The organism is Ruegeria sp. HKCCSP351 (genome assembly GCF_017872535.1).
GTDB lineage: Bacteria > Pseudomonadota > Alphaproteobacteria > Rhodobacterales > Rhodobacteraceae > Ruegeria.
Map to the genome: position 1 here is coordinate 160,065 of NZ_JAEDOV010000003.1, position 15,389 is coordinate 175,453.

Sequence of the window (15,389 nt, forward strand, 5' to 3'; positions counted from 1 at the left end):
GCCACCACCCTGTTCGGTGGCCCCACTTGTGGTGGGATCAGGTGCCTTGCACAACCTGAACGGTGCCGCATTTTGACCGGACCCGGGCGTGGCTTTCTGCGATCTGCACCCTTCCAGCCCCGCCCCGCGACGCGCGCGCAAAATCCCGACAACCAGCCCGAACCGGCCCCCGTGCAAGGGTGTCACCGCCCGCAGGCCCCGATTTTCCGGGAATCATTCACCTGACAACTAAATCCTTTGCCTCGTGCCCGATGCGCCGGGTTTCACCCTTGTCATCGCCGAAAATCCACGCCAAGGGCGGTGCATGAGGTTCGATACGATCATATTGGGTGCCGGAGCGGCAGGCATGATGTGCGCGGCCCGTTGCGGTGGGCGGGTGCTGGTGATCGACCACGCCAAGGCGCCGGGCGAGAAAATCCGCATCTCGGGCGGAGGGCGGTGCAACTTCACCAATATGTATGCGGGGCCGGGCAACTTCCTGTCGCAAAACCCGCATTTTTGCAAATCCGCGCTGGCGCGGTTTACGCAGTGGGATTTTGTCGATCTGGTGAACCGGCACGGCATCAATTGGCATGAGAAAACGCTGGGGCAGTTGTTCTGTGATGGCTCTTCAAAGCAGATCATCCAGATGTTGCTGGACGAGATGAGCCGCGCCGGCGCCGAGCTTTGGGTGCAGACCGCGCTGCGTGATCTGCGCAAGGAGGACGCCGGATTCGCGCTGGAGGTCGAGCGTGAGGGGCAGCGCCTGCATCTGACCTGTGCCAATCTGGTGCTGGCCACGGGAGGCAAATCCATCCCCAAGATGGGCGCGACCGGGCTGGCCTATGACATTGCCCGACAGTTTGGCTTGCGGGTGACCGACACCCGCGCGGCACTGGTGCCGTTCACTTTTTCGGATGGCCGGTTCAAGGACCTTTCCGGTGTTTCCCTGCCCGTGCGGCTGTCCAATGACCGCACAAGTTTTGACGAAGCGCTGTTGTTCACCCATCGCGGCCTCAGCGGGCCGTCCGTTTTGCAGCTGTCCTCTTATTGGCGCGAAGGTGAGGAGATCGGCGTAAACCTGATCCCCGAACTGCCCCTGTTCGATCTGTTGCGTGCGCAACGGAAAAACGCCGGGCGCAGGGCGCTGACAACGGAACTGGCGCGGCATCTGCCGTCCCGGCTGGTTGAATACCTGAGCCAAGTCATCCCGATGTCCGGCAATCTGGCTGATCAGTCGGACGCGAAGCTGTCTGAACTGGTCGAGGCCCTGTCAGATTGGCGGCTGGTACCGTCGGGAACCGAAGGGTATCGCACTGCCGAGGTGACACTTGGCGGAATAGATACCGATGATCTGTCGTCGAAAACGATGGAGGCCAAGGATGTCCCTGGCCTCTATGCGATTGGCGAAGCGGTGGATGTCACCGGGTGGCTGGGCGGCTACAACTTTCAATGGGCATGGTCATCAGGCCATGCCGCAGGTGTCGCCATTGCCGCCATGAATTAACCTACGACGTTGTAGCCGCGACCGCGCATGCAGTTGCGCACGATCACTTCCTGATTCTGGGTGTTGCTGATCGCACTGGCACCCACACCGACCAGAGCACCAGCGGCCGCCGCGCGACCCAGATCGCTGGCGCTGTTGTCGATAATTGCCGTGGTTGCCGCAGCACCGGCCGCGCCGATGGCGGCAGCGCCCGCGGTGTTGCTGTCCAGCGTCGGACGGGACCGGGCCAGCGCCTGACAATTGGCCAGATCGGACTGGTAGTTCGGGCCCACAGGCCCGTCGACGATAGGAACATAATTCGCCCCGCTATTGGCACAGGCCCCGGCCAGCGCAACGACGGGAAGGATGGAGAGAATTTTGCGTGCAGACATTTTCCGCTTCCTCTTTATTGAACTTAAGGTGACGCAACCTCAATTCCAACAAAGTGTCAATCTGACTGAAAAATGTCCACACGTACCGGCGGGCTGTTGCAGGTGCAGTGTTAGCCCAGCCGTTTTTGCACCTGCGCCGTGAAATCGTCGCCACGCTGTTCGAAATTGTCATATTGATCGAAACTTGCCGCCGCCGGAGCCAGCAGAACGGTCTCGCCCGCCTGCGCATCCTCCATAGCCTGCGCCACTGCCGCCTCCATCGTGGTACAAACCTGTGCGTCGGACGTCAGCTGCATCGCAAAGCCAGCTGCCTCACGGCCGATGACATAGGCTTTGATCACCTGATCCGCTGCTGCGTTCAGGGCTGCGACACCGCCTTCCTTTTCAAGACCGCCACAGATCCAGCGGATATTTTTGAACGCCATAAGCGCTTTCAGGGCGCTGTCGACATTGGTCGCCTTGGAGTCGTTGACATAGGTAACTCCGCCCGCCTCGGCGATGATCTGGCTGCGGTGGGGCAGGCCCGGGAACGAGTGCAGCGCGTCTTCGATCACGCGCGGCGCAAGGCCCAGCGACCGGCAGGCCGCATAAGCCGCGCAGGCGTTCTGGTGGTTATGGGCACCGGGAAGGCCCTTGATCGCGCGCAGGTCGATGGACCCGGCCTGCCGCCCCTTGCGGTATTCCGACAAAAACCCCTTGCGCGCAAAGACCTGCCAACCCGGCCCGGTCAGCTTTCGCGCTACCGAGATACGGATCACACGGTCATCCGCCGGCCCTTCGGCCAGTTGCCCGGCCAGAAACGCACCTTCGGTTTCGTCGATGCCGACAATTGCGCGGTCCGGGCCGCCTTCGGCAAACAGCCTTCGTTTGGCCGCGAAATATCCGCCCATGCCGCCGTGGCGGTCCAGATGATCTGGCGAGAGATTGGTGAACACCGCCACATCCGGGGTCAGCGCGCGAGCCAGTTCCGTCTGATAGCTGGAAAGCTCCAGCACCACGACCGAGCCATCGCCGCCCGGATCGATATCCAGGACCCCGCGCCCGATATTTCCGGCCAGCTGCGCCTCGCGCCCGGCCTCGGTCAGGATGTGATGGATCAGCGCCGCGGTGGTGGATTTCCCGTTCGAGCCGGTGACCGCGATGACACGTGGCGGAGTGTCATAGTTGCTCCATTCCGGCCCCGCAAAAGAGCGGAAGAACAGCCCGATGTCATTGTCGACCGGCACGCCTGCGTCCAGAGCTGCGGCAACCACGGGGTTGGGTTCGGGATAAAGATGCGGAATGCCCGGTGAAACGATGAGCGCGGCAATCGTGTCAAACGCCCCCTGTTTGCGCAGGTCGGCACAGGAGAACCCTTCGCCCTCGGCGTTGGCGCGGGCTGTGGGGTTGTCATCCCAGCAGACCGGTTCCGCCCCGCCTGCGCGCAAGGCGCGTGCCGTTGCCAGACCGGACCGGCCCAATCCCAGAACCGCAACTTTTTGCCCTGAAAAGCCTTTGACCGGGATCATTCTACCCACCTTCTTTGATTTGGATTTGGAGGCCACACTGCACTGAAGAAAATCACAATGACAAGGGGCGTGTCAGGCTTGCGCAGCGGCGCGAGCCGGGCCCAACAGGTGGCAGTAGGGCCGCAGGCCCACCGAACCTGGCGGGAGCCTTACCGCACCTTCAGCGTTGCCAGACCGATCATCGCCAGGATCAGCGAGATGATCCAGAAGCGGATGACAATTGTCGGCTCGGCCCAGCCCTTTTTCTCATAATGGTGATGGATCGGGGCCATCAGGAAGACCCGTTTGCCGGTGCGTTTGAAGTAGAGGACCTGAATGATCACGCTCAGCGCCTCAACCACGAACAGGCCGCCAACAACGGCCAGAACAAGCTCGTGCTTGGTGGCCACGGCAATGGCGCCCAGCGCGCCGCCCAGCGCCAGCGATCCGGTGTCGCCCATGAAGACCGCCGCCGGGGGGGCGTTGTACCACAGAAATCCCAGGCCCGCGCCAAAAAGCGCTGAGGTGAAGATAAAGATCTCACCCGTGCCGGGCACGTAATGCACATCGAGATATTCGGTAAAGTCGACGCGGCCCACGGCATAGGCGATCACGCCCAGCGTCGAGGCGGCGATCATGGCTGGCATGATGGCCAGGCCATCAAGACCGTCGGTCAGGTTTACCGCGTTGGCGGCCCCCACGATCACGACAATCGAGAACGGAATATAGAAGATGCCCAGATTGACCAGCGTGTCCTTGAATACGGGTACAGCCAGCTGGTTCTGCAACGCTTCGGGGTGGTGCAAAGTCGCCCAAAGCGATGCCAGCACGGCGATGATCACGCCCAATGCGAGGCGCATCCTGCCTGAAACCCCCTGCGTGTTCTGTTTTGAGACCTTCGCGTAATCATCCGCGAATCCGATGGCCGCATAAGACAGGGTCACGAAAAGCACCATCCAGACATAAGGGTTATCCAGACGCGCCCAGACAAGGGTCGAGGTCACAAGAGCCCCGACAATCAGCAAACCGCCCATTGTTGGCGTGCCTGCCTTGGAAAAATGCCCCTCGGGGCCATCATTACGGATCGGCTGGCCCTTGCCCTGCTTTCTGCGCAGCACGTTGATCAGGGGTTTTCCGAAGATGAACCCAAAGATCAGTGCCGTCATGAAGGCACCGCCTGCGCGGAAGGTGATATACCGGAAGAGGTTCCAGAAATCCCCGCCATCCGACAGGGCGGTCAACCAGTACAGCATGACAATACCTTTCTCACACGAGGCGCACGGGCGTGATCACCCATCAAGCGCGCCCCCTTGCCCCATTTTGCGCAGACCGTCAACAATCGAGGCCAATCCCATGCTGAGAGAGCCCTTGGCCAGCACAGTATCGCCATCCCTGACCAGCGAAGGCAACTGTTCGGCCATCTCGGCGCTGGTTTCGGACCAGAGACCGCGTTTCGCCGGGGGCAGCGCGTGGTGCAGTGCCCGCATCAACGGGCCTATACAATGCACCTGATCAACATGTGCCATCGCTTTGGCATCGGCCATGGCAGCGTGCATCGCCTCTTCCTGCGCGCCCAGCTCTTTCATATCGCCCAGAAAGGCGATGCGGCGTTTGCCTTGTGAGGCGGCGAGCACATCCAGCGCGGCCGCCATCGAGGTCGGGTTGGCGTTATAGCTGTCATCCAGCAGTTCGATCTGCCCACCGCCGGGCAGAGAAAGGCTTTCCCGTACGCCGCGCCCCTTGACCGGGGACCATGCGCGCAGACCCGCGATAGCGTCATCCAGATCGACACCCAGTTCAACGCAGGCAGCCAAAGCCCCCAGCGCGTTCATGGCGAAATGCGTACCGGCAGAGTTCACGTCAAAACGGAATACCTGATCACCAACGGCAGCTTCGGCAGTCACGGTGTTCGCCCCCTGCTGAACGTCGGTCAGTCGGTAATCCGTTGCGCCTTGGCCGAAATCCACGATCCCGGCCCCGCGCCCAAGTGCCGATTGGCGCAGGATGTCCGCGTAGTTGATATCTGCGTTGACGATTGCCGCGCCACCGGGTTCGAGCCCTTCAAAGATCGCAGCTTTTTCATGGGCGATGCCCGCAACTGACTCGAAGGCTTCCAGATGCACCGCCGCCACGGTGGTGACCAGCGCCACATGCGGGCGGGCCTGTCGGGCCAGCGGGGCAATCTCGCCCGGATGGTTCATGCCAATCTCGATCACCGCGAATTCAGTGTCGCGCGGCATCCGTGCAAGGGTAAGCGGAACGCCCCAGTGGTTGTTATAGCTGGCCACGCTGGCATGGGTTTTGCCTTGTGTTTCAAGGATCACGGCCAGCATTTCCTTGGTCGACGTCTTGCCGACACTGCCGGTCACCCCCACCACACGCGCATTCGTTCTGGCACGAGCCGCCTGCCCCAAAGCCTCGAGCGCCGCCTGCACATCATCAACGATCAGCAGTGGCGCATCAGGCGATACGTTGTTGGGAATATGCGAAACCAAAGCCGCGCCTGCGCCTTTCTCTAGCGCTTGGGCTACGAATTCATGCCCGTCCCGCGCCGCTTTCAGCGCCACAAACAGATCACCGGGTTGAAGGGTGCGCGTGTCGATGGAGACACCATCAGCGGCCCAGTCGGCCGTGACCCGCCCCCCCGTTGCCTGAGCGGCCTCGGATGCTGTCCAGAGCGTCATGCGACCCTCCCGTCCAGCGCGGCGACGGAAATGCTGGCCTGTTCGGCATCATCGAAGGGCAGCACCTGATCGCCAACGACCTGCCCGGTTTCGTGGCCCTTGCCCGCAATCAGCAGTGCGTCGCCGGGTTGCAGGGCATCGATGCCGCGCAGAATGGCTTCGGCGCGGTCGCCGACCTCGGTCACGCTGACGTCGCCCGCTGCCTCGAGCGCACCTGCCATGACAGCGGCGCGTATGGCGGCGGGGTCTTCGCTGCGTGGGTTGTCGTCGGTGACGAAAACCATATCTGCGTGGTTGGCAGCTGCCTTTCCCATCAGCGGGCGTTTCGTGGCATCGCGGTCGCCGCCCGCGCCGACAATGGCGATCAAACGACCCATCACATGCGGACGCAGCGCCTTGAGAGCGGTGGCCACGGCGTCGGGGGTGTGCGCGTAATCCACAAAAACCGTCGCGCCGTTTTCGCGGGTTGCGGCCAGCTGCATACGCCCGCGCACGGTGGTCAGATGCGGCAGCGTTTCAAAAACCCGTTCGGGGCTGTCGCCCGCGGCAATCACCAGCCCGCAAGCCAGCAGGATGTTTTCGGCCTGGAACCCGCCGATCAGGTTCAGGCGGGTCTGGAAGGTCCGGCCCTGCCACGCAAATCGCAGATCCTGCCCGGTGGCATCGAACCGCTGGTTGATCAGGCACAGATCGGCGTCGCCCAACCCGACGGTCAGCACCGATTGACCGCGTGCCTCGGCGATCCGGCGGACCCGAGACCCCTTGGGATCGCTCAGGTTGATAACAGCCGTGCCATCCTGCGGCAGAACCCGGTCGAACAACCCGGCCTTGGCTGCGAAATACGCTTCAAAAGTCTCGTGGTAATCCAGATGATCCTGCGTGAAGTTCGAAAACCCGGCAGCGGTAAGGTGCACGCCATCCAGGCGGCGCTGTTCGAGGCCGTGGGACGAGGCCTCCATTGCGGCGTGGGTCACACCGTTTTCGGCGGCTTCCGCCAGACAGCGATGCAGGGTGATCGGCTCGGGCGTGGTATGGGCCAGCGGTGCGGTCCATGCCCCTTCGACCCCGGTTGTTCCAAGATTGACGGCCGCGTGGCCCAGTTCGGTCCAGATCTGGCGCACAAAGGTGGCAACCGAGGTTTTTCCGTTGGTTCCGGTGACCGCGACAATGGTCTGCGGCATCGCGCCGAACCACAACGCGGCGGCCCCGGCCAGCGCCTGACGCGGGTCTTCGACAACCACCAGCGCCGCATCCGACGCTGCAAGATCAGCTGCTGCGATTTTCGCCCCTTCGGCATCGGTCAGGATGGCAGCGGCCCCCATGCGCAGGGCGTATTGGATGAACGAACCACCATGAACCCGCGTGCCGGGAAGGGCTGCAAACAGGAGACCGTCTTTCACCTCGCGGCTGTCAACGGCCAGACCGGTGATCTCGGGGTTAACCCCGCCTCGCGCGGTCAGGGCCAGTTGGCTGAGTTTCTTTGTCCTTATGCCCATGACCCACCTCTTGCCGGACAGCCTAGTTTGAGGTCAGCGTTATAGCAGCGCCCGCCTCAGGCTCAAGCCGGGGACGCAAGCCCAGCAGAGGCGCCACGCGACCAATAAGTTCGGCAGCTACAGGCACCGCGGTCCAGCCTGCGGTGCGGCGTTTTTCGCCGTATGCCACGATTGAGGGTTCATCCAGCGTGACGATCAGCACATATTTCGGATCATAAGCCGGGAAGATCGTTGCGAAAGTAGCGATGACCTTGTCTTCGTAATACCCGCCGCGCGGTTTGGGCTTGTCTGCCGTGCCGGTCTTTCCAGCCACGTCATACCCCTTCACCTCGCCAAAGCTGGCGGTGCCATCCGTCACCACCTTGCGCAGCATCTTCTGCGCCTGACGCGCGGTTCCCTGCGACATCACGCGAGGGCCGTATTGCGGGCCGTTCTGGCGCAGGATGGTCGGGCTGACATAGTGCCCACCGTTGGCAATCGCGGCATATCCCGCCGCCAGATGCATCGGGCTGGTTGACAGGCCGTGGCCGTAGGAGATGGTCACAGTACTCAGCTCGCCCCATTTCTTCGGCTTCAGCGGCACACCGCCCGTGGCCTCGACAATCTCAAACGGGGTCGGGTCGAACATGCCGAGCGCATTCAGAAAGTCCTGCTGCCGCTGCGCGCCGATCTGCAACGCCAGACGCCCGGTGCCACGGTTCGAGCTGTGGACGATCACATCTGCCACGCTGATCTTGCCGTAATTCTTGCCGTTGAACTCTCCGATCGGGAAGCGCCCGATCTTCATCGGGCCGGATGTATCGATGATGGTGTTCGAGTTTACCAGCCCAAGGTCAACCGCCTGCGCGGCGGTGAAAATCTTGAAGACCGATCCCAGTTCGTACACGCCCTGCACATAGCGGTTGAACAGCGGGCTGTCCGAGGGATCAAACCCTGAGGTCGGCGGGCGTGGGCGATCATTGGGATCGAATGAGGGCAGCGAGGCGGCGGATAAAACCTCGCCCGTATGCGCATTCATCAGAACCGCCGATGCGCCCTTGGCGTTCATGATCTTCATACCGCCGTAGAGCACCTGTTCGACCGCGGCCTGAATGGTCAGGTCCAGCGACAGTTGCAGTGGCTTGTTGCCGTTGGCTGGGTCGCGCAGATAGTCGTCAAACTGCTTTTCCACCCCGGCCACACCGATCACCTCGGCGGCGCTGACGCCCTCGCGGCCAAAGCCGGACCCGCCGAGGATATGCGCGGCCAACTTGCCATTGGGATAGAGGCGCATTTCGCGCGGGCCAAACAGGATGCCGGGATCACCGATGTCGTGCACGGCCTGTTTCTGTTCGGGCGAAATGCGTTTCTTGATCCACAGAAACTTGCGCTTGCCAGTGAAATCCTTGACCAGACGCTCTTTATCTAGATCGGGGAAGATCGCGACCAGCTGATCCGCTGCCGCAATCGGGTCGATCATCAGGGGCGGCTGTGCATAAACGGAATAGGTATCCAGATTGGTGGCCAGAATGCGCCCTTCGCGGTCGACGATATTGGCGCGTTGCATGGCAATCGCGGCCCCCGGCGCATTGGCCAGTGGCTCCTGCACCTCGGACGTTGCCAACATGCCCATGCGGACGCCAACCACCGAGAATGCGCAGAAGAAGAACAGCCCCAGCACCAGCAGACGCCCTTCGGCGCGGGCGCGGGCGCGGTCTTTCATGTCTTCGTGACGTTTGCGAATGTTTTCACGCTCGATCGCCTTAGGGTTTTCGCCACGGGCGCGGGCGTCAAGGATACGGGCCAGTGGACGAAGGGGCGTGCGTGTCATGGGATCTGCACCTCGCCCAAGGCCTGAATGTCGGTGATGGCCTGCAATTCAATGGGGTCAACGATGGGCAGGTCCGGGTCTTCGGCAAAGGCAATCTGATCGGCGCGCCCGAACTGTTCGGCCCGCAGAGGCAGCAGACCAAGGCGTTCAAAATTCAGGTCCGCCAGTTCTCGCAGCCGGTCGGGACGGTTCAAATAGGCCCATTCTGCGTTCAGGACCGCCAACCGCACCTGCGCCATGCCGATCTCGCGTTGCAGGGATTGAGTTTCCTTCACCACCTGTTGGGTGCGATAATTCTCCTGATAGGCCCAAAGCGCCAATCCGAACACAGACAGAGCAGTCAACACATACAAAACACTCTTCATCTTGCCCTTCCCCCCAGTTGAGGCATTCCAATGGCGCGGGCCTCAATTTCCCCCGCCGGAGCATCGGTGCGGATCGCAACACGCAGCTTGGCCGAACGCGCGCGCGGGTTTTCCTGCAATTCCTGTTCGTCGGGTCCTACGGCCTTGCGGGTCTTCAGTGTGAATTGCGGCTGGTCCTGTTCCATCTCGGGCGCATAGCGGTTCGCACGCCCTGTTTTGCCCGCGCGCGACTGAAAGAACCGTTTGACCATCCGGTCTTCGATGGAATGGAAGGTGACAACGGCCAGCTGCCCACCGGGTTTCAGCGCACGTTCGGCGGCCATAAGGCCCTGAAACAACTCTTCATATTCGGCATTCACCGCGATCCGCAGGCCCTGAAAACTGCGTGTTGCGGGATGCGATTGCCCCGGTTTCGGGCGTGGCAGACAGGATTCGACAATCTCGGCCAGACGCAGGGTCGTTGTGATCGGCGCCTCGGTTCGCGCCCTGACAATTGCCTTGGCAATCCGGCGGCTGGCGCGTTCTTCGCCATAGTGGAACAGGATATCAGCCAGTTGCGCCTCGGTCGCCGTGTTCACCAAATCGGCGGCGCTTTCGCCTTGCTGGCTCATGCGCATATCCAGAGGGCCGTCCTTCATAAAGGAAAACCCGCGCTCGGCCTGATCCAGCTGCATCGAGGACACGCCAAGATCTAGTACAACGCCGTCCAGATCCTGCGCATATTCGTCCATGCGCGAGAATACGCCGGGCTGCATCACCAGCCGGTCGCCGTAATCCTGCGCCCAATCTGCTGCCATTTCAAAGGCCAGCGGGTCACGGTCTACACCGATGACCTTGTCTGCCCCGGTCTCCAACAACCCGCGCGTATAGCCGCCCGCGCCAAACGTGCCGTCCAGCCAGATGCCGGTGACCGGCGCAACCGCAGCCAGCAAGGGGCGCAGCAGAACGGGGATATGTGGTTTTTCAGATGAGGACGCAGCGCCGGCCATGCCGTTACGCATCCCCGGTGCCATCTAGGAACTGCATCGGATCAAAATCGTCCGGCAGATCATCCATCCATTCTTCGGTCTTGGCCAGCTCCTCGACCTCGTAGGTCTCGGGCTTCCATATCTGAAAGGTGTCGCCTGCGGCAATAAAGAACGCCTCGCCTTCGAGGCCGATCTTGCTACGCAGCTTGGCGGGCAGCACAAGACGCCCGGTTTCGTCCACGTTAGTCGGGAAGGACTGACCGTGGAACATGCGCTGCAACATCCGCCGCTGCATCGAGCCGCGCGGCAGGGCATCGATCTTGGCATCGACCTCGTCAATCGCCTGCATGGTATAACATTCAAGGAACTTGCGGCGGTGGTCGCCATAGACAATCACCAGTTCAGGGTTGTCACCGGGCTGCCAGTTGGGATCGGACGATTCAAGCACGCGGCGAAACGAGGCCGGGATCGATACCCTGCCCTTCGTATCCACCTTGTGGTGGCTTTCACCTCTAAACCTGCGCGCCAAGACGACTGTCCCTTTCGCTTGCGCCCCACCTTGAATTCACGTTCCCCCCGGATGAAAAACGGCGGGTTGATCTGCTGCCACTGATCAACCCGCCGCATTGACCCGCTTTGCGGGATGTCCAGCTGCGCGCGCCACCTGGGGGGATGTCTGCTCGCCCGCGCGCCGGATCTCTTGGTTGATGAAAGCGAGATGCCTGTATGAAACCTGAATATTTTTGGTCGGGGTCGTTTGGTGCCCCTGCTGCCTCGTCCTCATCGGATGTATTAGGGATGCCATGGGATTTTATGGAAATCAATAGGAATTTTGCGCAACGTGTCATGAGGAACACGGCCAGAACGGAATATCATTGAAGGACTCGAGATCCGCGACACCAGTATTAGCGGAAGATGAAAAATCAACCCCTATATATAGGAGAATTCTTCAGTTGAAATTTTTCCCGCGATTTCCCAAGAATTTTGCCGGATTTTCTTTTGGACTGGAAATATTGGCCTCAAATGCACAATCAGCCCTTCGAATCGTTCAGAATTTCGGGTCGTTTTCCGGCAATCCCCCCCACGCGACCACATCGCCCCATGATTTCCCACGCGCGATTCACCCAAGCCTTGTCAACATCGGAACGGATATGTTTTGCCCAATTTCCCGCCGAGTGCGCTCAATTCAGAGGCAGACCATCGGGAAGGGCCAGATGCCGCCGACAAAGCTGACCTAGGGTCGACCCCATATTTTCAAGGCGCATCGCGGCAAGAAGAAAAAACTGAGCCAATCTATGCGTTTGCTGCATAGCAGCATTGATGTCGTGACCCATTGTGCAATTGCAGCATTTGCCTATCTTCAATCTCAAGCAAGGGCCGGACGATACCGGCAAGACAAAAAGATACGGATGATGAGCATGGCAGTCGCAAGCACGCATACAGCAGTAAAGAACGCACCGGCGTTCGGTTTTGGCGCAGTTCTGGAAAACGCAAAGACCCGGTTCGTGCGCTACCGCCTGTACCGCCAGACCGTCAATGAACTGTCCGCTCTGTCGAACCGCGAGCTGGCCGATCTTGGCCTGCACCGCTCGATGATCCGCCGTGTTGCGCTGCAGGCGGCAAACGAACAAACCGCGCGGTAAGCGCGACACGTATACTGAGATCAGGCCCTTCCTCCTCCCTTAGGGTCTGTAATCAGCGGCAACGTCTTCCTCCTCCCTGACGTTGCCGCACCTTATACCGGCCTCAACCTGCCGGACACGGATACATCGGGGCGTCCTCCTCCCTGCCTTGATGTTGAAAGCGCGCGGCGATGTCTTCCTCCTCCCTGACATCGCCGCGTCTTCCTCATACCGGGTTCAAACCCGGGCTCGCATACATCAGGGCTCTCCTCCTCCCTGCTCTGATGTTGACAAGACGGCGGTTCCCTCTCCTCCTCCCTGGGAACCGCCGTTTTTTGTTTTTCGGACACTGGTGTAGGATGGCGTCCTGACTTCTGATGCGGAGGATGCCATGGCCGCCTATTTCATTGCACAGATCAACATTCACGACCCGGACGGGTACCAGGCCTATCTGGCGGGTTTCATGCCGATCTTCGACCGCCACGGCGGTCGCCTGCTGACGGTCTCATCCAAACCGGTCGAACGGATCGAAGGCGATTGGCCCGAAGGCGGGATTGTGTTGATGGAGTTTCCGGATCTTGCAGCAGCGAAAGCCTGGAAGGACGACCCGGATTACATTGATCTGGCGAAGATCCGACAGGCCACCGCAACCACCAATCTGGTTCTGGTCGACGGGATATGACGGTTCAGAACGGGACGTCATCCTTGTTGGTCAGAAAACGCGAGACCACTTTCTTGATACCCGCCTTGTCAAAATCGACCTCGACCTTGTCGCCTTCGATCCCGATCACCGCGCCATAGCCGAATTTCTGGTGAAACACCCGCTCGCCCAGCGTGAAACTGGCCAGTGCGGTGGCGTCGATCACCGTGTTGCGGCTTTCGCGGGGTTGCGACATGCCATATTGGCCCTGCCGCGCCTGCAACCGTCTCCAGCCCGGCGAGTTATAGACATTGGCTTCGGCCGCGCGGGTTTCTATGCCCGCCGTCTGATGACCGCCGCCATAAAGGCCCGGAGGTGTCAGCACATCGACATGGTCCTCGGGCAACTCGTCAATGAAGCGCGAGGGCATGGAATTCTGCCATTGCCCAAATACCCGCCTGTTGGCGGCGAAGGAAATCGTACAAACCTCTTCGGCACGGGTTATGCCAACATAGGCCAGACGGCGTTCTTCCTCGAGCCCCTTGAGGCCGGTTTCGTCCATCGACCGTTGCGAGGGGAACAGCCCGTCTTCCCAGCCCGGCAGGAAGACGACGGGAAACTCCAGCCCCTTGGCCGCGTGCAGGGTCATGATCGAGACCTTGGCCCCGTCACCGTCCTGTTCATTGTCCATGACCAGGCTGACATGTTCCAGAAACCCTTGCAGGTTCTCGAAATTGTCAAGTTGGTTGACCAGTTCCTTGAGGTTTTCCAGACGCCCCGGCGCTTCGGGGGTCTTGTCGTTCTGCCAATGGGCCGTGTAGCCGGATTCGTCGAGGACGATCTGTGCAAGCTCAATATGCGTATGCTCGGGCGCGCCATAGCGGATCGGCGAAACCCCGTCATCAATAACCGTGTCATCATCGACTTCAATCCGGGGACCGCGTGTCATCGCATTCCACCGGGCCAACCCGTCGATCAATTCGCGCAGGGCTTTGCCGCCCTTGCCCTTAATCAGCCCGTTTTCGACTGCAATCCGCGCACCTTCGACCAGAGACACGCCATTCTCACGCGCCACAATCTGAATGGTCTGCTGCGCCTTGTCGCCCAGTCCGCGTTTCGGCGTGTTCACGATCCGCTCGAAGGCCAGATCATCTTCGGGGCTGACCACCAGCCGGAAATAGGCCATGGCATCGCGGATCTCCATCCGCTCGTAGAAACGCGGGCCGCCGATCACCTTGTAGGGCAGACCGATGGTCAGGAACCGGTCCTCGAAGGCGCGCATCTGGTGGCTGGCGCGCACGAGAATTGCCATCTCATCAAGGTTCATCGGACGGATACCGCGCGTCCCGCCCTGCATGGCGTCGATTTCCTCTCCGATCCAGCGGGCCTCTTCCTCGCCATCCCAATGACCGATCAGGTTGACCTTGTGGCCGTCTTTGGCATCGGTCCAAAGCTCTTTACCCAAGCGGCTTTCGTTGCCCCGAATGACGTTCGATGCAGCCGCCAGAATATGCGGGGTCGAGCGGTAGTTCTGCTCCAGCCGCACCACATACGCACCGGGAAAGTCCTTTTCGAACCGCAGGATGTTGCCGACCTCGGCCCCGCGCCAGCCATAGATCGACTGATCGTCATCGCCCACGCAGCAGATGTTCTTGTGTCCACCGGCCAGCAGGCGCAACCACAGGTACTGGGCGACGTTGGTATCCTGATACTCATCCACAAGGATGTAGCGGAACCAGCGCTGGTATTGTTCCAGAACATCCGGGTGGGTCTGGAAAATCGTGACCATGTGTAGCAGCAGGTCGCCAAAATCCACCGCGTTCAGCTCGCGCAGGCGAGTTTGGTACTGAGCATAAAGCTCAATGCCCTTGTTGTTATAGGCCCCGGTATCCGCCGCAGGCACCTTGTCGGGCGTCAGCGCCCGGTTTTTCCAGTCATCGATAATTCCCGCCAGCATTCGTGCCGGCCAGCGTTTGTCATCGATATTGGCAGCCCGAACCAGTTGCTTGAGCAGGCGCAGCTGATCGTCGCTGTCCAGAATGGTGAAGTTCGATTTCAGATCGACCAGTTCCGCGTGGCGGCGCAGCAGTTTGACGCAAATGGAATGGAAGGTGCCCAGCCATGGCATTCTTTCGGCGGGTTGACCCAGCAGGCGGCCCACTCGTTCCTTCATCTCGCGCGCGGCCTTGTTGGTGAAGGTCACCGACAGAATCTCGTTCGGGCGCGCGCGCGCCGTGTTGAGCAGATGCGCAATCCGGGCCGTCAGCGCCTTGGTCTTGCCGGTCCCCGCCCCGGCCAACATCAGAACCGGGCCGTCCAGATGTTCGACCGCGTCACGTTGCGCCGGGTTCAGCTCATCCAGATAGGGCGAAGGGCGCACGGCCATAGCCCGCGCCGACAGGGATGCGCCTTCGAAGGCGTCCATTTCGTCAAAACTGCTCATGACCCCAAACTACGCCG

At 60.9% G+C, this 15,389-nt stretch carries 13 protein-coding genes; 3 read left to right on the forward strand and 10 right to left on the reverse strand.

All coding sequences use genetic code 11. The annotated features are described in order from the left end of the window. The first annotated feature begins 304 nt into the window (after positions 1-304). Positions 305-1,486, forward strand: a complete 1,182-nt coding sequence (locus I9182_RS07850) for an NAD(P)/FAD-dependent oxidoreductase (protein WP_209597794.1) — start codon at positions 305-307, stop codon at positions 1,484-1,486. Here I9182_RS07850 and I9182_RS07855 read toward each other — a convergent pair. From I9182_RS07855 to mraZ, 9 genes are all read right to left on the reverse strand, one after another. Continuing rightward, positions 1,483-1,857 carry a glycine zipper family protein gene (locus I9182_RS07855; RefSeq protein WP_209504529.1) on the reverse strand — a complete coding sequence of 125 codons (375 nt, stop codon included), beginning with the start codon at positions 1,855-1,857 and terminating at the stop codon, positions 1,483-1,485. The two genes, I9182_RS07850 and I9182_RS07855, sit on opposite strands and share 4 nt — an antisense overlap. 110 nt (positions 1,858-1,967) lie before the next feature. Continuing rightward, the gene (gene murD, locus I9182_RS07860; RefSeq protein ID WP_209597795.1) at positions 1,968-3,365 is read right to left on the reverse strand and encodes a UDP-N-acetylmuramoyl-L-alanine--D-glutamate ligase; all 1,398 of its coding nucleotides are present in this window, start codon (positions 3,363-3,365) and stop codon (positions 1,968-1,970) included. Between the two features lie 149 nt (positions 3,366-3,514). After that, entirely contained in the window at positions 3,515-4,597 is a 1,083-nt protein-coding gene (gene mraY, locus I9182_RS07865; RefSeq protein ID WP_209504531.1) for a phospho-N-acetylmuramoyl-pentapeptide-transferase, read from the reverse strand. A gap of 36 nt (positions 4,598-4,633) precedes the next feature. Beyond that, positions 4,634-6,028: a UDP-N-acetylmuramoyl-tripeptide--D-alanyl-D-alanine ligase gene (gene murF / locus I9182_RS07870; RefSeq protein WP_209597797.1), complete on the reverse strand. Its 1,395-nt coding sequence runs from the start codon at positions 6,026-6,028 to the stop codon at positions 4,634-4,636. Further along, positions 6,025-7,524: a UDP-N-acetylmuramoyl-L-alanyl-D-glutamate--2,6-diaminopimelate ligase gene (locus tag I9182_RS07875; RefSeq protein ID WP_209597799.1), complete on the reverse strand. Its 1,500-nt coding sequence runs from the start codon at positions 7,522-7,524 to the stop codon at positions 6,025-6,027. Before I9182_RS07875 ends, murF begins: the two co-directional genes overlap by 4 nt. A gap of 22 nt (positions 7,525-7,546) precedes the next feature. Further along, the gene (locus tag I9182_RS07880; RefSeq protein ID WP_209597801.1) at positions 7,547-9,334 is read right to left on the reverse strand and encodes a penicillin-binding protein 2; all 1,788 of its coding nucleotides are present in this window, start codon (positions 9,332-9,334) and stop codon (positions 7,547-7,549) included. Then, entirely contained in the window at positions 9,331-9,699 is a 369-nt protein-coding gene (locus tag I9182_RS07885) for a cell division protein FtsL (protein WP_209504535.1), read from the reverse strand. The genes I9182_RS07880 and I9182_RS07885 overlap by 4 nt, the downstream gene beginning before the upstream one ends. Continuing rightward, on the reverse strand, positions 9,696-10,688 hold the full coding sequence (gene rsmH, locus I9182_RS07890; protein WP_209598090.1) for a 16S rRNA (cytosine(1402)-N(4))-methyltransferase RsmH: 993 nt from the start codon (positions 10,686-10,688) through the stop codon (positions 9,696-9,698). Before rsmH ends, I9182_RS07885 begins: the two co-directional genes overlap by 4 nt. 4 nt (positions 10,689-10,692) lie before the next feature. After that, positions 10,693-11,196, reverse strand: coding sequence for a division/cell wall cluster transcriptional repressor MraZ (gene mraZ, locus I9182_RS07895; RefSeq protein ID WP_209504537.1), 504 nt, complete (start codon positions 11,194-11,196; stop codon positions 10,693-10,695). An 889-nt stretch (positions 11,197-12,085) separates the two neighbouring features. Between mraZ and I9182_RS07900 the strand changes: the two genes are divergently transcribed. Then, on the forward strand, positions 12,086-12,310 hold the full coding sequence (locus tag I9182_RS07900; protein ID WP_209504538.1) for a DUF1127 domain-containing protein: 225 nt from the start codon (positions 12,086-12,088) through the stop codon (positions 12,308-12,310). Positions 12,311-12,680: 370 nt separating this feature from the next. Beyond that, the gene (locus I9182_RS07905) at positions 12,681-12,971 is read left to right on the forward strand and encodes a DUF1330 domain-containing protein (protein WP_209504539.1); all 291 of its coding nucleotides are present in this window, start codon (positions 12,681-12,683) and stop codon (positions 12,969-12,971) included. 4 nt (positions 12,972-12,975) lie between these two features. Here the strand turns inward: I9182_RS07905 and I9182_RS07910 are convergent, their stop codons facing one another. Further along, entirely contained in the window at positions 12,976-15,372 is a 2,397-nt protein-coding gene (locus tag I9182_RS07910) for a UvrD-helicase domain-containing protein (RefSeq protein ID WP_209597802.1), read from the reverse strand. Positions 15,373-15,389: the final 17 nt, after the last annotated feature.